Genomic DNA, 17768 nt, shown 5'->3' on the forward strand with positions numbered 1-17768 from the left:
CGCGTAACGCGGCCCCATGCACCAGTTCGACATCATAGTGGTCGGCGGCGGGCACGCCGGCGTTGAGGCAGCGAGTGTTGCTGCACGGATGGGCGCGCGCACCGCGCTGGTCTCGTTCGATCCGCAAACCATTGGCGCGATGAGTTGCAATCCGGCCATAGGTGGATTGGGGAAGGGGCACCTCGTGCGCGAGGTTGACGCCTTTGACGGTCTTATCGCCCGCGCTGCCGATGCGGGCGCAATTCACTACCGCATGCTCAACCGTTCGAAGGGCAGCGCCGTACAGGGACCGCGCGTCCAGGCCGATCGCAAGCGCTTCAAGGCCGCGATCCAGCAGATGATTACCGCCCAGCCGAACCTTACCGTGATTGGCGGGGAAGCGGCGGCGCTGCGGCTTCATGGCAGCACGGTCACAGGTCTCGATCTGGCAGACGGCACCGCCCTGCATGCCAAAGCCGTGGTCCTGTGCACCGGCACGTTCCTTGGCGGGCGCCTGTTCCGGGGCGAAGAACGGATGGAAGGTGGCCGCATTGGCGAAGATGCCGCCCATCGGCTCGCCGGGCAATTGCGCGACGCCGATCTGCCGATGGCGCGGCTCAAGACCGGTACGCCCCCGCGCATCGATGGCCGCACCATCGATTGGGCGCGCCTGCCCGAACAACCAAGCGATGCCGAACCGTGGACCATGTCGCCACTCAACACCACGCGCCCGCTGCCGCAAGTGTTCTGCGCCATCGCCCGCACCAATGCGCGGACTCACGACATAATCCGCAGCGGACTTGACCAATCGCCGCTGTTCACAGGCGCGATCGACGCGCTCGGCCCGCGCTATTGTCCGTCGATTGAGGACAAAATCCATCGTTTTGGCGACCGTGATGGCCATCAGGTCTTCCTAGAACCGGAAGGGCTGGATGACCGGACAGTCTATCCCAACGGCATCTCCACCTCGCTCCCCACCGATATCCAGATTGCCATGGTGCGGTCAATGGAGGGTCTGGAGCAGGCGGAGATCACTGTGCCCGGCTATGCCGTGGAATACGATCACATCGATCCACGCGCCTTGCGCCGCAGTCTTGAAGTGAAGGCCATGCCCGGCCTTTATTGCGCGGGCCAGATCAACGGCACGACAGGCTATGAAGAAGCGGCGGCACAAGGCCTGGTCGCCGGAATGTCAGCAGCTGCCGTCGTTCTGGGGCGGGAGGCGCCAGACCTCGATCGCGCCAACAGCTACATGGCGGTGATGATCGATGACCTGACCCTGCACGGCGTGAGCGAGCCATACCGCATGCTCACCGCCCGCGCGGAATACCGGCTGCGCCTGCGCGCCAACAACGCGTCCACACGCCTGACCCCGCTTGGCCTCGCCGTCGGCTGCATCGGCGATCACCGTCGCGAATGGTTCGAACAGCGCAGCGCAGCCCGTGCCATGCTTGAAGCATCGCTCCAACAGGAAGCGACATCGACCGAACTCAACCGTCACGGCATTGCCGTTCGAACGGAAGGGACGCGCCGTCCGCTGACCGGATGGCTGCGCTTCCCTGAAGTCTCCCTTGCCAGCCTTCGGTCGTGGATTGGGGAAGGGGAGATCGATCCGCTGCTTGCCGAGGAGGTTGAGGAGGATGCGGCCTACGCCCCCTATCTTGCCCGGCAAGACGCCGAACTGCGCGATCTGCGCGCGTCTGACTCTGTACCGCTGGGCGACGGGTTCCCGTTTGCGGATATCCCCGGCCTGTCGCGCGAAATGGTCGAGCGCCTTGAAAAGGCCCAGCCTGATACGCTTGCCGCCGCCGGACGCATTGCGGGAATTACCCCCGCTGCGCTCGCCAGTCTGCTGGTCCATGCCCGCCGCAGGGTTGCCGCATGACCATCGCCACCGAAGCTGAGGCCCAGGGCTGGCTTCGCGATATCCTGGGTGCGGACGATGCAGGCATGGCACGACTTTCCCAATTGATCGATCTGCTGTTGGAGGAAAACGAACGCCAGAACCTTGTCGCGCGGGGCACGCTGCCACATGTCTGGCAACGCCACATTGTCGACTCCGCACAGCTCCTTGATGTTTCACGTGGAACATTGCCGCAAGGGGAATGGATCGATCTTGGCACGGGGGCAGGCTTTCCCGGCCTGGTGATCGCCGCGCTTCAACCCGAACGTCATGTCAAACTGGTGGACTCGCGTCGCTTGCGCACTGAATGGCTGCAACGCGCTGTCGATGCGCTGAGCCTTTCCAATGCCGAAGTCATTCTCGCGCGCGTGGAAGACTTGCCAACAAGCGCTCACGCGGTGATCTCTGCGAGGGCATTTGCCCCATTGGACAAACTCGTGACGCTTTCTGCCCGGTTTTCCACACCGGACACGCTTTGGCTGTTGCCCAAAGGGGCCGGCGCACAGCATGAACTGGATGTGCTTCCCGAATCATGGCGCCATGTGTTTCACGTGGAACAATCGTTGACCGATCCCGGAGCCGGGATCATCGTTGGTCGCTTGCTGGAAGGGAAGCCTGCCGCTGTCGCGTCCCGATCCACGAAAAAGGCCAGGCGTTCATGATTACTATCGCGGTCGCAAATCAGAAGGGTGGGGTGGGCAAGACCACCACGGCGATCAATATTGCCACCGCCCTTGCAGCAACGGGCTGGAAAACCTTGCTGATCGATCTCGATCCGCAGGGCAACTGCTCGACCGGCATCGGCATTTCAGCAGCAGAGCGCGAGCGTTCATCCTATGATTTGCTGATCGATCAGGCGCGCGTGTCCGACTGTCTGATGCCGACGCGCATTCCCAACCTCGATATTGTACCTGCCACGGTCGATCTCTCCGGGGCCGAGGTGGAACTGGTGACGGTCGAGGACCGCACCCATCGCCTGCAAAAAGTGCTCGCCGAAGATACCGGGCACGAAATCTGCCTGATCGATTGCCCCCCTTCGCTCGGCCTGCTCACGCTCAACGCGCTGACTGCAGCCGATTCGATTCTGGTCCCCTTGCAGTGTGAATTCTTCGCGCTCGAAGGATTGAGCCAGCTTCTGCAAACGGTCGAGCGTGTGCAGGAACGCTTCAACGCCGATCTCGGCATTCTCGGCATCGTGCTGACCATGTTCGATCGACGTAATCGCCTGACCGATCAGGTGGCTGACGACGTGCGCTCATGCCTGCGTGATCTGGTGTTCGATGCCGTGATTCCGCGCAACGTGCGCCTGTCCGAAGCGCCCAGCCATGGGCTTCCGGCGCTGATCTATGACCATGCCTGCCCAGGATCGCAGGCCTACATGAAACTGGCGCGCGAGTTGATTGCGCGCCTGCCCGAACGGAGGATTGCGGCATGAGCGGCGAGGATGCAGTGAAAACGCAGGTCCCCGCGCGACGGTCCGGTCTTGGCCGCGGTCTTGGCGCGTTGATGGGTGAGGTTCGCCGCGAAGAACCGCTTTCCCGCGTCTCGGTATCAGGGAGTGACGGTGTGCGCGATGGCGGCCTCGCCATGCTTGCCGTCGCCGCGATCGAACCGCATCCCGAACAACCGCGCCGCCATTTTGATGAAGAGGCGCTGGAAGAGCTGGCGCAATCGATCGCTGCACGCGGCGTGATCCAGCCAGTCATCGTCCGCCCGCTTGGTGGCAATCGCTATCAGCTTGTTGCGGGTGAGCGGCGATGGCGTGCGGCGCAGATCGCGCAAGTGCACGAGATTCCCGCCATTGTCCGCAAGCTGGACGAGCGCGAAGTCGCAGCGCTGGCCCTGATCGAAAACCTGCAACGCCAGGATCTCAATCCGGTTGAAGAAGCGCGGGCTTATCAAAGGCTTGCCGACAGCGAAGGCCTGACTCAGCAGGAAATCGCCAAGTTCGTCGACAAATCGCGCAGTCATGTCGCCAACATGATGCGCCTGCTTGGCCTGCCCGATGATGTGCTCGATATGGTGGTGCGCGATGAATTGTCGATGGGTCACGCCCGCGCGCTGATCAACGCGCCCGATCCCACCGGACTTGCGCGCGATGCCGCTGCCAAGGGGCTTTCGGTGCGCGATGTTGAAAAGCTGGCGCGCAAGGCCAGTCGCCCGGAATCAGGCAGGCGGCAGGCGAGGGCGGCCAAGGACCCGTTCGGCCAGGCAGACATCGCTGCAATCCAGCAGCATCTCGAAGATTTTCTCGGCCTGAAGGTGACCATTGCTGCCGACGCCGACCCGACGACTGGCGCGGTCACGATTCGCTACAAGACCCTCGATCAGCTTGACCTGATCTGTCAGCGCCTGACCGGGGGTGAGTTCTGACCGGACAGGTGCCGAAGTCCCTGTCTCACCCGGTATAGACGCGCTTTTCCTTGATCCGCTTGGTCGGTGCGCGGCGCGGGGCCGAGCGGCGGCGCACCGGCACATCCACCCAGCGTTCGGTCACGACCGTGGTTTCCACGCAGGGCTTCTGCGGCGGAAGCATCACCGGAACCATGACATAACCATAGGGCGCATAGCCGCCAGGCGCACCATAGCCGTAGGAACCTTGCGCCTGTACCGATCGGGCATAATCGTCGCACTCACGGCGCAAGTCGCGGTCTTCGGCCTTGTCGATCGCGGTCCCCGCAATAGCGCCAACTGCTGCCCCGGCAACCGTGCCGAGTGTACGATTGCCGTCTGCCACGCGATTGCCGATCACGCCGCCGACAAGACCTCCAAGCAAGGCCCCGCCAATGCCCTTGTCGCCATAGACCTTGCGACAGCGCTCTTCCATCTCCGCCCAGCGCGGATCGGGAGCAGGGTAAGCCTGTTGCGGGTAGGCCTGCTGCGGGTAGGCATAAGGCTGCGCCATCACCGTGGTCGGCCAGGGCGCGCCGACCATCGGCGGGTAATAGATCGGACCCTGACCGTAGGCCTGATTGCCATAAGTCTGGCCATGATGCGCGGCCTTCGGTCCATGGCGATCGTTCGCCAATGCGGGCGAGGCTGCGAGAGTAGCGACAACCAGCACGGCGCTAGTTAATCCAAAAAGGCTCATGCGGCGAAGCATTGCGGTATCCCCCTGGGGACCGGCGCAAGCTTGCGCCAGTTGTTAACCGCAAACTTACCATTGCAAGCCGCAGGAATCCAAGGGCGGCGGGCAACGGAGTCATACGCTGTCCCGAATCGGGTCAGGAATCAGATACGCGCGGCAATTGCCCCGGCCAGCGCCTCGATGCCCCGCGCATCCTCCTCCGCAAATCGGGCGGGGGAGGGGCTGTCGAGATCGATCACGGCGATCACTCGCCCATCGCGCAGCACCGGCACCACCAGTTCCGAACGGCTCTGCGCATCGCAGGCAATGTGCCCCGGAAAAGCGTGAACATCGGGCACCAGTTGCGTCTCGCCGGTTGCAGCCGCCGCTCCGCACACCCCCTGGTTCAGCGCGATACGGATGCAGGCGGGCTTGCCGATGAACGGGCCAAGGACCAGTTCACCTTCAACCAAGCGATAGAAGCCCGCCCAGTTGAGATCGGGCAGGAATTGCCAGATCAGTGCAGCCACATTGGCCATGTTGGCAATGCCATCAGGCTCGCCGTCGGTCAGGGCACATGCCGCTTCGAGCAGATCGGCATGGCATTCGGCCATGCTCTGGCCGTGCGTCGGGGAAAAGCTGAACATGGCGAATGCCTTACCGCAAAATCCGCGAAATCCATACCTTCTGGGGCATTGCCCTTGCCGCGCACCGGGCATAGATTCAAATCCATGAACCTGATCAAGAAAATCCTGATCGCGCTGGTCGTGATCGTCGCCATCATCGGTGCTTACATCGCCTGGTCCGTGCGCGGTCCATCCGCACAATTCACGCTGGATGAAACAACCGGAACGCGCCCCAAGCTGGCCGACCCGGACGAACAGACCATCCCGACCATCCGCACCGCAGATCCCATCGGCTGGAAAGATGGCGAAACGCCCGTGGCGGCGCAGGGCCTGCAAGTCACCCGCTTTGCCGATAAGCTGGATCATCCGCGCACCGTGGTCGTCCTGTCCAACGGCGATGTGCTGGTGGCCGAAACCAATTCTCCCCCACGCCAGGGTGGCGGCATCACCGGCGCGGTGATGGGCTATCTGTTCCGCAAGGTGGGCGCGGGCGGACCTTCGCCGAACAAGATCGTGCTGCTGCGCGATGGCAATGGCGATGGCACGGCCGAACAGCGCTTCACGCTGGACCATCCCGCACTGGCATCGCCGTTCGGCATGGTCTTGCGCGAAGGGCGCCTGCTCGTCGCCAATCACGACGCCGTGCTCTCGTTCCCCTATGAACTGGGCCAGACGACACTTTCGGGTACGCCCGAAAAGCTGGTGGACCTTCCCGGTGGCGGCAATCACTGGGCGCGCAACCTCATTCTCAGCCCCGATGGCAACCTGCTTTACATCACGGTCGGGTCGGCCTCGAACATCGCCGAAGGGGGCATCGAGGCGGAGAAGGGCCGTGCGACGATTCACGAATATGATTTCACCAAGAAGCGCCTTCGCGAATTTGCCGGGGGCCTTCGCAATCCCAACGGCCTCGACTGGAACCCCAACAGCGAGGAATTGTGGACCACCGTGAACGAGCGCGACATGCTCGGCCCCGATCTCGTTCCCGATTACCTGACCAACGTGCCCTTCGGCGCAAACTATGGCTGGCCGTGGGCCTACTGGAAAAAGAACATCGACTGGCGCGTCGAAGCACCGATGCCGCGATACCTGATGGAATATGTGCGCAAGCCCGAATACGCGCTCGGCGCACACGTCGCCCCGCTGGGCCTCGCCTTCGCCAAGGGCGGCAACCGCATGGGCGCAAAGTTTGCCAGCGGCGCCTTCGTGGCGCGGCATGGTTCGTGGAACCGCCGTCCACTGGCGGGCTACGATGTCGTCTTCGTCGGCTTCGATGAACGCGGCAACGTGCTGAAGCAGCGGCCGCTCCCGGTCCTGACGGGCTTCCTCACTGACGATGAGAAAGCCCGCGGACGCCCCACCTGGGTCGCCTTCGCCAATGATGGTGCGCTGCTGGTCAGCGACGATACGGGCGGCGTGATCTGGCGCGTGATCGCTCCGGGTGCACAACCGGCAGCAGCGCCCGTTGCCTTGCCAAAGCGGGTTGCACCGCCGCAGCCCAAGGGCACCGGACGCTACATCATGAAGCCCAACGCCGAATCAGACCTGGTGAAGCCCAAGCCCTGACCTGCAAATCTGGCTGGAAGGGGCCGGGTCGCTCAAAGCGAGCGTCCGGCCCGTCCAGCCAGTTCATTGACGAATTGCCAGGCCACGCGGCCCGAACGACCGCCCCGGCGCTTGGACCATTCCAGCGCATCGGCCTCGGCATATTCCAGCCCGTAATGCGCGCCATAGCCGGCGATGATCGCAAGGTATTCGTCCTGAGTGCAGTTATGGAAGCCAAGGCTCAGGCCAAAGCGATCCGCCAGCGCCAGACGATCGTCGACCACGTCGCGCTGGTTGATCGGATCGTCCTGTTCGGACAAGTGCCGTTCGACGATGGCGCGGCGATTGGAGGTTACCGCAAGCCGCACATTGGCAGGCCGCGCTTCCACGCCACCTTCCAGCCATGACCGCAGCTTGCGCGCGCCGCCTGAATCGCCCGCGTCAAAGCCAAGATCGTCGAGAAATACCAGGAAACTGCGCTGCACCCCGCGCAATATGCTGAACAGATCGGCCAGACCCGCATCGGGGCTGGCCTGCACCAGCGCAATCGAACCCGGAAGCGCTTCCTGTGCCGCCAGCGTGGCCGCGCGCAACAGGGCAGACTTGCCCATGCCGCGCGATCCCCACAGTAGCATGTCATGCGCAGCCGCCCCGCGTGAAAGCCGCGCGACGTTTTCGACCACCGCGGTCTTCTGCTTGTCGATGCCCTGCATCAGCGCGAGCGCAGGTGCGTCAAGCCGTGCGATGCCGCGCGCACCCTTGCCATCCCAGACATAGGCCGGAAAAGCGTACCAGTCCGTATCCGGCAGCGCGGGCGGCGCGATCCGCTCCAGCGCTTCGGCAATCCGCAACAACAATGCTTCACTCATCCAGCCAATGCCTCACTATCAAGATCATAAAGCAGCGCCGCGCCAGACATGGCAGACGATCCCAGCCCGCGCGCTTCGGGCACGATCACCCGGTTGAAGAACCTCGTCACGGCCGTCTTGGCATGCTGACCCGATGCGCGTGCCTGCCGCGCCAGTTGCCACCCCGCCACGGCCACGGCGCACATTGTCGTGAACGGAACCGATCCCGCCAGCTTGTCGTCCAGCGAAGCCGTCTCGCTCATCCACTGGCCGATGGCGGCCGCATCTCTGGCAAGCGCCGCCACTTCGGGCACGTCTTCCATCTCGGCGACAATCTGCGCCATCAGGCTCTGAAGAACGCCGCCATCTTCGTAAGCCAGCTTGCGCGTGACAAGGTCCGCCGCCTGAATGCCGTTGGTGCCTTCATAGATCGGCGCGATGCGCGCGTCGCGATAATGCTGGGCCGCGCCGGTTTCCTCGATAAAGCCCATGCCGCCGTGCACCTGAATGCCCAGACTCGCCACCTCGCAGCCGATATCGGTCCCCCACGCCTTGAGCATCGGCACAAGCAGTTCGGCGCGCTTCTGCGCAGCTTCATGGCCCAGTGTGCCCCGGTCCACCTGGCCAGCGGTATAATACAGCAACGCCCGCGCCCCCTCGGTCAGCGCGCGCATCCGCATCAGCATGCGCCGCACATCGGGATGCTCGATAATCGCCACCGGGGTCTTGTCGGGCGATCCGGCGCGCGGCGACTGCACACGGTCCCGCGCATAAGCGCTGGCCTGTTGCAGCGCGCGCTCGGCAATCTGTACACCCTGTGACCCCACATTGATCCGCGCGGAATTCATCATCGTGAACATCGCGCGCAGGCCGCCGTTTTCAGCGCCGACCATCTCGCCAATGCATTCGCCATGATCGCCGAACGACATCACGCAGGTGGGCGAGGCATGGATGCCCAGCTTGTGCTCGATCGAAACGCAGCTCACGTCGTTGCGCGGACCAAGGCTGCCGTCATGTTCCACGTGAAACTTCGGCACGACGAACAGGGATATCCCGCGTGAACCATCCGGCGCATCCGGCAGACGCGCCAGCACCAGATGCACGATGTTCTGCGTCGCATCGTGATCGCCAAACGTGATGAAGATCTTCGTCCCCGCGATCCGGTACTTGCCCGCATGAGGGCCTTCGCTGATCGGCGTAGCAGTGGTGCGCAGCGCGCCGACGTCTGACCCGGCCTGTGGCTCGGTCAGGTTCATCGTGCCCGACCATTCGCCGCTGATCAGCCGGGGCAGGTAGAGCGCCTTCTGCGCGGCACTGCCATGATGATCCAGCGCTTCGATCGCACCAACGGTCAGCATCGGCAGCAGGGTGAAACCCATGTTGGCTCCGCCCAGCGTTTCCAGGACAGCGGTGGCCAGCGTGAACGGCAAGCCCTGACCGCCGAATGCTTCCGGTCCGGCAATGGAACCCCAGCCTTGCTCGACAAAGGCCCGATAGGCCGCAGTGTAACCCTCAGGCAGGGTGACAACGCCTTCTGCCCACTGTGCGCCAACCTGATCGCCAATCCGATGTAGCGGCGCCCATTCGCCTGCTGCAAACGCGCCCACCCCCGCAACAATCGCTTCGACCAGATCGGGCGTAGCGGCGGAAAACCGCTCGTGCGCGGCCAGTTCATCAAGTCCGACGCTTACCGTTATGGCAAGGAGCTGATCGGTACTTGGCGGTGTGAAGGTCATGGCTTGGCTCTCCCATGCGGCCGCGCTTGCGCGGTCCGGCGCGCTCCCTATAGCGGGAAGCCATGGAGCCGACAAAGCCTTCCAGAGTGCATCTGCCCGATGCCAGCGGCATTGCCGAGGCCGCGCGCGTGATCGCCAGTGGTGGCACCGTGGCCGTGCCGACCGAGACCGTCTATGGTCTGGCAGCACGGGCAGACGACGATGCCGCCGTCGCAGGCATCTATCGTGCCAAAGGCCGTCCCGATTTCAATCCCCTGATAGTGCACGTCCCCGACGTTACGGCAGCGCAGCACTTTGCGCTGTTCGATGATCGCGCCATCGCGCTGGCGGATGCGTTCTGGCCGGGTGCGCTGACCATGGTCCTGCCTCGCCGCGAGGGGGCTGCACTGGCCGCAGCGGTCAGCGCGGGATTGCCCACCGTGGCCCTGCGTTGCCCGGCCCATCCGGTGATGCAGGCCCTGTTGAAAACCTGTGGATTGCCGCTGGCGGCACCCTCTGCCAACCGCAGCGGCGGAGTCAGCCCGACCAGCGCCGCGCACGTTGCCGATTCGCTGGGGAACCGGGTCGATCTGATTCTCGATGGCGGGGAGACTGAACGGGGCATTGAATCCACCATCGTTGCCTTGCGCAGCGATGGCACATGGGCCGTTCTGCGGCCCGGCCCAATTACCGAAGCGGAAATCGCTCACGTCCTTGGGGCCGAAAGTGCCACACCAGCTTCACCCAAAATCGAAGCACCCGGTCAGATGACCAGCCACTATGCGCCGGGCAAGCCGGTCCGGCTCGATGCACAAGGGGCAGGGGAGGACGAATTCCTGATCGGCTTCGGCGCAGTGACCGGCGATGTCTCGCTTTCATCCACGGGCGATCTGGCAGAGGCCGCCGCGCGGCTTTACGCGTGCCTCCATCTGGGCGCTGCGGCTCCGCATGATCGCATAGCCATAGCGCCAATCCCACACCACGGCATCGGTGTGGCGATCAACGATCGCTTGCGTCGCGCTGCTGCCTGAGGTTCAGTTGCGCTCGTAGGGAACCGAGCTGCGCATCGCGTTCATTTCGCCATAGATCTCGCGCGCATCGGCGCAGGCGTCGTCATTGCCCCGGTCGCACTTCTTCAGCGCGCGGTCGTAATCGCGCGAAAGCTCGCCATAGCGCTCCTCGCGCTTGCGGATTTCGCGCCCGCGCTTCTGGTCACGCTCGGAATCGCTGACGGTGACGCGATCATAGGCATCGGCGGTGGTGTTGACCGCGCGCGCACCGGCCCTGACCGGCAGGGTCGCCAGATCAAAAGCACTTTTGGCGACACAGCCCGGCAGGCTCGTCAATACCAGCAGAACGGCAAGGTTGCGCAATCCCATCCAACACTCCTTCGCCGCTCAAAAATCCCATGGCGCGAAGTCTTTGGCAAGACCGGCATTGGTCCGATGCGGTGAGTCGATGAATTGGGAATCAAATCCTCACTTTTCGACGGCTGCCTCGCTGCGGCCGGTATCCGGCGTCACCCCGGCCTCACACACCAGCTTGCCCGATCCCATTGACGAGACCTTGCAGGTTGCGCGGCCGAAAACCCGCACTTCGCCCGATCCCATGATATTGGCGTTGACGTGGCCGTTGGAAGCAAAGCGCGCATTGCCCGATCCGGCAACGTCAACCTTGGCCGTGTCGACGTTCAACCCGTCCATCTCGGCGTCGCCGCTGCCGGCCACGGTCAGCTTCATTTCCTTCGCCTTGCCGCCGGCGCGCAATTTGCCTGATCCGACGACATCCACGTTCAGCTTGGTCGCATCGACCGCGCGCGCCTCGACCAGGCCTGATCCCGCCACAACGATCTTCGCTTCGCCGCCACCGATCTGGTCAGCCGTCAGATTGCCCGATCCGGCCAACACGACTTCGCTCAGCATCGGCAGGGTCACGTTGACCATGGCCGGGCGCTGTCCAGTGCCCATTTTCCAGTCTTCACGCGCAATGCCAAGCTCGCCGTCGGACAAGGCAAAGCGCAGCTTGTCGGCACCTTCGCCTTCGACGGTGATGGCCAGCCTGTCGCCCCGGATCACGCGGACATTATCGGGGCCAAGCAGCGTGATCGCGGTGGGCGAGGGACCGGTCATGTCAAGCTCGCCCAGCGGCACACCCTTCTTGCCGTTGAACGAAATGTTCGACGTATCGCAGCCGCCCAGTGCGGTGGCGATGCCAAGCACGGCCACACCGGCCAAGGCACGGATCAGGGGTGCACGAACAAGCGATTGCAGCATCACGGAATCTCTCCTGCCAAACCTTCGTTGACTGTATTGCCGATATAACACGGCAATACGATCCTCGCCACGTCGTTCGTGGATCGGGACGGGAGGTTGGTCGGTGCAGGGTGCTGCGCTGCAAGCTTGCCAGCTTGTTTCACGCCGAGGCGCAGCGGAGGCCGGGAGCGCCGAGGAAATGCGCAAGGCCGTCAGGCCATTCTCCCCGCCAACCTCGCCTCGGACCTTGCGGTGAATCAGAAGACGGCTTCGCCGTAAGCGGTATCTCCGCGCACTCTGCTTCCCCTGCGCCTCAGCGCGAAACGACCCGCCCGCTCCAGACAAAAGGTGATTATCGTTGGCAAACGCAGGCGCTGTAAACCCACCCCCCAGCCCCTTGTATCTGGACGTTGTTGGTTGATTGCGATGTAATCGGCTGATCGCCGGGGTGGGTGGCCACCCACCCCGGCGCTGCGGTGCTGTCGCCCGTCACCCCTCAGGCAGTAACCGTAAGGGAGCCTGGGACCAGCACCGCTTGTCACGCACGACCGAATAGTCGGCAGGTGTCTCAACCGTACGGACAAGGCAGGTTACCGTGATCGAAACGATTTGTGGAGTGGATGTTAGCAAGGCCTGGCTTGATGGCTGGATCGAGGCCGGCGGCTATCGCCGGTTCGCCAATGATGAGGCGGGGATTGCTGCGTTGGTGGACTGGGCCGGTCGCCATGGCGCAGGGCTGGTGGTGATGGAATCCAGTGGCGGGCTCGAACAGGACGCATTCCTGGCGCTGTGGCGCGCAGGCATGCCCTGTGCCCTGACCAATCCCAGAGCGGTACGGCATTTTGCCGAGGCGATGGGGCGGCTGGAGAAGACCGACCGTATCGATGCAGAGGTCATCGCCTGCTTTGCTGCGGCACGGCGGCTACGGCCAACGCCGCCACCTTGCGACGAACAACAAAGGCTTAGCGCGCTTTCTGCCCGGTTGCGGCAAGTGACAGGCGATATCACGGTGCAAAAGCAGCGCCTGCATTCCACCCGCGATCCGCTTGCCCTTGCCAGCCTGAAAGAGGCCATCGCCTTCTTCAATACCCAAGCCAAAGCGCTGGCCCGTGAAATCGCAGGCCTGATCGAACACGATCCCGTCTGGACCGCGCTTGATCGCACACTGCGCTCGGTCAAGGGCGTGGCAGATCGCACCGTTGCCACCCTGCTGGCCGAACTGCCCGAAATCGGAACCCTGTCGAACAAGGCCATCGCCAAACTTGCAGGCCTTGCGCCCATCGCGAACGACAGCGGCAAACGATCCGGTGCCCGATCTATCCGTGGTGGAAGAAGCTCTGTCCGCTCGATCCTCTTCCTCGTCGCCGACATCGTGCGAAAATTCGATCCGGCCATGGCAGAGTTCCGCCAACGCCTGCTCGACCAAGGTAAACCCAAAATGGTCGTCCGCATCGCCCTCGCCCGAAAACTGCTCGTCCGACTCAACGCAAAAGCACGCGAAACAAGAGCTGAAATTGGTCAGTGACACTTGACCTGTCAGATAGTCGCTCCCTTTAGGGAGGGGGCCGAGACTTGCGCTTCTGCAAGAAGCATTAGTCGCAGCGGGGAGGGTGCTCTACGGCCCGTGTTTGCAAACGGCATAATCGCCAAAGAAAAAGGCCCCCGGTTTCCCGGAGGCCTTTTGCTGCGCTTTAGCGGAGAAGCGGATCAGACCGTTTCGTAGTACTTTGGCGCGTGTTCGTTGAGGATCGCGAGGATCTTCTTGAGCGCGGCAGGCTCGTCGGTCTTTTCCATCGCCGCGAGTTCACGCGCAAGGCGCGACGAAGCCGCTTCGAAGATCTGCCGTTCGGAATAGGACTGTTCGGGCTGGTCGTCCGCACGGAACAGGTCGCGCGTCACTTCGGCGATCGAAACCAAATCGCCCGAATTGATTTTCGCTTCATATTCCTGGGCGCGGCGCGACCACATGGTGCGCTTGACCTTGGGCTTGCCCTTGAGCGTATCGAGCGCTTCGCGCAGCGTCTTGTCCGAAGACAGCTTGCGCATGCCGATGGCTTCGACCTTGTTTACCGGAACGCGCAGCGTCATGCGTTCCTTTTCGAAGCGCAGCACATAGAGCTGCAGCTTCATGCCGGCAATTTCTTCGTCCTGAAGTTCGACCACCCGGCCGACACCATGCTTTGGATAAACGACGTAGTCCCCAACATCGAAGGCGAGAGCCTTGACTGCCATTGGTATTCCTTTCGACGCGGGCGGGACGTGCCAGCGGTCGCGGGGTGCTTCATCGGGGAGAAAGCATCAAGGCACCGCCCATCAGGCGGTCTTGCGAGGCCCAGCGATCCGTTTGCTTTTCTGTCCTGCCTTTTCGTGGTGAAAAGACGCCGGACAGGTATGAACCCACCGGCGCTTGGCTAAGGGTATAACACTTCGGCAATAAAATTACCAGCCCTGTATGTGCGCAACGCACACGAAATAGCCTGTCACCGCCAGATCGGCGGCAACAGGGCCGATTTCAGCACGGGATGACGCGGCGCAAACGCGCCGGATCAGTCACCTTCGCCCGGCTCTGCCGAGAAGTACTTGTCGAACTTGCCTTCTTCGCCCTTGTGCTCATCAGCATCGTCGGGCGCATCCTTCTTCGCCGTGATATTGGGCCATTCGGCCGAGAACTTCGCATTCAATTCAAGCCACTGCTCCAGGCCTGATTCGGTATCGGGCAGGATGGCTTCGGCCGGACATTCGGGTTCGCACACGCCGCAATCGATGCATTCGCTGGGGTTGATTACCAGCATGTTTTCGCCCTCATAGAAGCAGTCGACGGGGCAAACCTCGACGCAATCCATGAATTTGCAGCGAATGCAGGCATCTGTGACGACATAGGTCATGGCGAATTTCGTCCCTCAGTATCTCTTTGAAGCCGTGCTAGAGGCCTTGTACCCGGATCGTCAAGAGTCCAGATTTTCCGTGGCACCATCGAGTACCCGATAGCAACCCTGCGCTTCCACGGCCGGTCCGCGCCGTTCCGGCAAGGTCAGAACCTCGATCACCCGGACCCGTGTCGGCAAAGGGAGCACCAGGACATCGCCGCACTTCACATCCGCGCTTGCACGAGCGACACGGCGGCCATTGATGCGGATGTGGCCATCGGCCACCCATTCCTGCGCCATTCCGCGTGAACCGGAAAATCGCAGGAACCACAACACCTTGTCGATCCGCAATGCGCGTTCTCCCTTACCGTGTCACAAGTTCCGCCAACGCGGCAAATGCGCCGGTGGATGGCGGCACCGGCGCCACCTTCTGCACTGTGCCCTGACGCACAGGTCGCCATTCCCACAGCGGCGGCATAGCAGGCCCGTAAGCGCCCTGTGACAGGACACGACCCGTGAACACGCGAAAGCCGCCTGCGCGCAGCAAGGCTGCAAAGCTTGCGGTCGAAAGCCCCATCGACCGCGCCAGCGCAGGATCGACGAAGAAGCGCCGTCCCCTGGCAGTCAATCGCGTGCGGTGGGCGGCGTGCAGCAGTTTTTCGGCAAGGTCCACGCGCAGCGATTCCGCGCCAAGGCGGCGATACCCGGCAACAGCCTGCTTGCCCCCGATTACCCGGCTGGCCGTTTCAGGTGTGGCGATAAGCGCTTTCGCTCCCCACACCCATGCCAGCGTGGCCCAAAGACCAAGCGGCACCGGCCGCAGCATCGCCGGCACGAACAGGTCCAGTGCGCCGATCCTGACGCCCAGCTTCTTCATGCGTTCGCGTTGCGCCGGATCGAGCCGATCAAGGCCAGACCCTTCACGCGGCAACACGCCGCCCGCCTCGACCAGATGCAGCAGCAAGGCGCGCAGGTTCGCGCCGGATTCGCTGGCACGGCTTGCCTCGTCAAGCGTGACCAGCGGAGCCAACAGCCGTGCAACATGGGCAGAAAACCAGTCCTGCATTCCCTGTACCACCCGGCCTTTCAACACAGGTGAAAGGCGGTCGAGCGCCGCATCGGGCTTGATTCGCGGCTTCAGAAGACTGCGCCCGCGCTCCAGTCGTGCCACCGCAATTCCGCGCCACACCAGCGCGTCCTTCTCCAGCACCAGCCCGTCCGCCTTGGCAGCGCTCGCAATCAGTTCAACACCGCGCGCTTCCAGCAGGCCAGGCAAATGTCGTTCAGCCGCTGCCAGCAGCAATTTACGGTCAGCCGCGCGCGCCAGGGGATCGACAACGAACCGGAAGCCCTCAAGGTGGCCAATGGGTTCATCGTCCACCAGCACCGCCCCGGAATCGCACAGCCGCACCGGCAAAAGACCTGCATCGGCCCCTGCCTTGCGCATCAGCACGGTGGTACGGCGGTTCACGAAACGCTCGGTCAGCCGCGCGTGCAGGGCATCGGACAGCCGCGTTTCCACCGCCCGCGCGCGCGCCGCCATCTCATCGTGCGCCAGCACCCAATCGGCCCGCTGTGCGATGTACGACCATGACCGGATTGCCGAAATTCGCCCTTGCAGCGTGTCGATATCCCCTGTTGGAACATCGAGCTGGGCAATCGCCTGCGCCACGAAATCGGCACCGAGATAACCATGGCGCAAGTCCTGCCACAACCGCGCGACAAACCGGCTGTGCGTCTCCTCGCCCTGCTGGCGGAAATCGGGCAGACGGCATACATCCCAGAAACGCCGGACCATCCGCGCACCCCGAACGTCGGACGTATCCGGTTCTTCGGCCAGCCGTTTCAGCACTGCCAGATCGATGGACTGCGGCGGCGTTGCCAGTTCGGGCCGTGGCGGCACACTTTCCAGATCCTCGATCAGCGTCGCCAGGCTGTCGAACCGTGGCTCGGCTTCGCGCCAGAACAACCGGGTCAGCGGCGGGAAGCGATGCTCCTCGATCGCGTAGATTTCTTCCGGGGTGAACTCAGGATCATGCCCGCCCCCCATGGTTCCCTGGCCCGCCAGCGTACCAAACGTGCCATCGCGCTGGTGCCGCCCGGCGCGGCCTGCGATCTGCGCCATTTCCGCCGTGGTCAACCGGCGCTGACGGTGGCCGTCGAACTTCGAAAGCCCCGCGAATGCCACGTGATGCACATCCAGGTTCAGCCCCATCCCGATGGCATCGGTCGCCACAAGATAATCCACTTCGCCCGACTGATACATTGCCACCTGGGCGTTGCGCGTCTGTGGTGATAGCGCACCCATCACCACCGCCGCGCCACCCCGGAAACGGCGCAGCATTTCCGCCATCACATAAACCTGCTCGGCACTGAACGCGACAATCGCGCTGCGCGGAGGAATGCGCGAGAGCTTCTTTGCGCCGACATGCGTCAGCGTGGAAAAACGCGGGCGTGAGACGATTTCCGCTTCGGGCACCAGCGCCTTGATCATCGGCTGCAAGGTCGCCGATCCCAGCAGCATCGTTTCCTCGCGCCCGCGCGTGTGCAACAGGCGGTCGGTGAACACATGGCCGCGTTCGGGATCGGCGGAAAGCTGGGCTTCATCGAGTGCCACGAAGGCAAGATCAGGGCGCGAAGGCATCGCCTCCACCGTACACAAGTGCCAGCGCGCGCCTTTCGGCTCGATCCGTTCCTCGCCGGTGATCAGCGCAACCTTGTCATGTCCCTTGATCGCGCAGACCCGGTCATAGACCTCGCGCGCCAGCAACCGCAGCGGAAAGCCGATGGCGCCCGATGAATGCGCGCAAAGGCGTTCGATCGCCAGATGCGTCTTGCCGGTGTTGGTCGGGCCGAGCACGGCCTTGACCGCGCCGGTATGGGCAGTCCGCCGGGGCTGGGCGGGCGTAGTCCGGGTTGGCGTGCGGGTTGCCATGGATGCGAATGTGGCGGGCATCATGCGCCGA

17 protein-coding genes are annotated in these 17768 nt (G+C 63.3%); 7 read left to right on the plus strand and 10 right to left on the minus strand.

Annotated elements, in window-relative coordinates; all coding sequences use genetic code 11:
* Nucleotides 1-16: 16 nt before the first annotated feature.
* The 4 genes from mnmG to LUA85_RS17995 are packed head-to-tail and all read left to right on the plus strand — an operon-like array spanning nt 17 to nt 4255.
* The gene (gene mnmG, locus LUA85_RS17980) at nt 17-1864 is read left to right on the plus strand and encodes a tRNA uridine-5-carboxymethylaminomethyl(34) synthesis enzyme MnmG (RefSeq protein WP_231471660.1); all 1848 of its coding nucleotides are present in this window, start codon (nt 17-19) and stop codon (nt 1862-1864) included.
* Nucleotides 1861-2544, plus strand: coding sequence for a 16S rRNA (guanine(527)-N(7))-methyltransferase RsmG (gene rsmG, locus LUA85_RS17985; RefSeq protein WP_231471661.1), 684 nt, complete (start codon nt 1861-1863; stop codon nt 2542-2544). Before mnmG ends, rsmG begins: the two co-directional genes overlap by 4 nt.
* Nucleotides 2541-3317, plus strand: a complete 777-nt coding sequence (locus LUA85_RS17990) for a ParA family protein (RefSeq protein WP_231471662.1) — start codon at nt 2541-2543, stop codon at nt 3315-3317. The genes rsmG and LUA85_RS17990 overlap by 4 nt, the downstream gene beginning before the upstream one ends.
* Nucleotides 3314-4255, plus strand: a complete 942-nt coding sequence (locus LUA85_RS17995; protein ID WP_231471663.1) for a ParB/RepB/Spo0J family partition protein — start codon at nt 3314-3316, stop codon at nt 4253-4255. Before LUA85_RS17990 ends, LUA85_RS17995 begins: the two co-directional genes overlap by 4 nt.
* 25 nt (nt 4256-4280) lie before the next feature.
* Here LUA85_RS17995 and LUA85_RS18000 read toward each other — a convergent pair whose 3' ends face one another.
* Together LUA85_RS18000 and LUA85_RS18005 are read right to left on the minus strand one after the other, a co-directional pair.
* Entirely contained in the window at nt 4281-4973 is a 693-nt protein-coding gene (locus LUA85_RS18000) for a glycine zipper 2TM domain-containing protein (RefSeq protein WP_231471664.1), read from the minus strand.
* A 140-nt stretch (nt 4974-5113) separates the two neighbouring features.
* Complete coding sequence (locus LUA85_RS18005) at nt 5114-5596, minus strand: GAF domain-containing protein (protein WP_231471665.1); 483 nt, start codon at nt 5594-5596, stop codon at nt 5114-5116.
* An 84-nt stretch (nt 5597-5680) separates the two neighbouring features.
* On the opposite strand from LUA85_RS18005, the gene LUA85_RS18010 reads away from it, so the two are divergent.
* Nucleotides 5681-7141 carry a sorbosone dehydrogenase family protein gene (locus LUA85_RS18010; protein ID WP_231471666.1) on the plus strand — a complete coding sequence of 487 codons (1461 nt, stop codon included), beginning with the start codon at nt 5681-5683 and terminating at the stop codon, nt 7139-7141.
* A gap of 32 nt (nt 7142-7173) precedes the next feature.
* Here LUA85_RS18010 and LUA85_RS18015 read toward each other — a convergent pair whose 3' ends face one another.
* Nucleotides 7174-7989 carry a DUF815 domain-containing protein gene (locus LUA85_RS18015; RefSeq protein ID WP_231471667.1) on the minus strand — a complete coding sequence of 272 codons (816 nt, stop codon included), beginning with the start codon at nt 7987-7989 and terminating at the stop codon, nt 7174-7176.
* Complete coding sequence (locus tag LUA85_RS18020; RefSeq protein WP_231471668.1) at nt 7986-9704, minus strand: acyl-CoA dehydrogenase; 1719 nt, start codon at nt 9702-9704, stop codon at nt 7986-7988. Before LUA85_RS18020 ends, LUA85_RS18015 begins: the two co-directional genes overlap by 4 nt.
* A 62-nt stretch (nt 9705-9766) precedes the next feature.
* Here LUA85_RS18020 and LUA85_RS18025 point away from each other — a divergent pair, with 62 nt between their 5' ends.
* Nucleotides 9767-10714 (plus strand): L-threonylcarbamoyladenylate synthase, encoded by a 948-nt coding sequence (locus LUA85_RS18025; RefSeq protein WP_231471669.1) that lies wholly within the window; start codon nt 9767-9769, stop codon nt 10712-10714.
* Between the two features lie 3 nt (nt 10715-10717).
* Here LUA85_RS18025 and LUA85_RS18030 read toward each other — a convergent pair whose 3' ends face one another.
* On the minus strand, nt 10718-11062 hold the full coding sequence (locus LUA85_RS18030) for a hypothetical protein (RefSeq protein WP_231471670.1): 345 nt from the start codon (nt 11060-11062) through the stop codon (nt 10718-10720).
* Nucleotides 11063-11161: 99 nt separating this feature from the next.
* Nucleotides 11162-11956: a head GIN domain-containing protein gene (locus LUA85_RS18035; protein ID WP_231471933.1), complete on the minus strand. Its 795-nt coding sequence runs from the start codon at nt 11954-11956 to the stop codon at nt 11162-11164.
* 574 nt (nt 11957-12530) lie between these two features.
* Between LUA85_RS18035 and LUA85_RS18040 the strand changes: the two genes are divergently transcribed.
* A complete protein-coding gene (locus LUA85_RS18040) occupies nt 12531-13460 on the plus strand; it encodes an IS110 family transposase (protein WP_231466349.1) in 930 nt (309 codons plus the stop codon).
* 182 nt (nt 13461-13642) lie between these two features.
* On the opposite strand, the gene LUA85_RS18045 is transcribed toward LUA85_RS18040, so the two are convergent.
* The 4 genes from LUA85_RS18045 to LUA85_RS18060 all read right to left on the minus strand — a co-directional run bounded on the left by LUA85_RS18045 (nt 13643) and on the right by LUA85_RS18060 (nt 17737).
* Nucleotides 13643-14167, minus strand: a complete 525-nt coding sequence (locus LUA85_RS18045) for a CarD family transcriptional regulator (protein WP_231471671.1) — start codon at nt 14165-14167, stop codon at nt 13643-13645.
* Nucleotides 14168-14481: 314 nt separating this feature from the next.
* Nucleotides 14482-14820 carry a ferredoxin FdxA gene (gene fdxA, locus LUA85_RS18050; protein WP_231471672.1) on the minus strand — a complete coding sequence of 113 codons (339 nt, stop codon included), beginning with the start codon at nt 14818-14820 and terminating at the stop codon, nt 14482-14484.
* 60 nt (nt 14821-14880) lie between these two features.
* On the minus strand, nt 14881-15153 hold the full coding sequence (locus LUA85_RS18055; protein WP_231471673.1) for an RNA-binding S4 domain-containing protein: 273 nt from the start codon (nt 15151-15153) through the stop codon (nt 14881-14883).
* A gap of 13 nt (nt 15154-15166) precedes the next feature.
* Complete coding sequence (locus LUA85_RS18060; protein ID WP_231471674.1) at nt 15167-17737, minus strand: helicase-related protein; 2571 nt, start codon at nt 17735-17737, stop codon at nt 15167-15169.
* Nucleotides 17738-17768: the final 31 nt, after the last annotated feature.

Source organism: Novosphingobium sp. CECT 9465, assembly GCF_920987055.1.
Lineage (GTDB): Bacteria > Pseudomonadota > Alphaproteobacteria > Sphingomonadales > Sphingomonadaceae > Novosphingobium.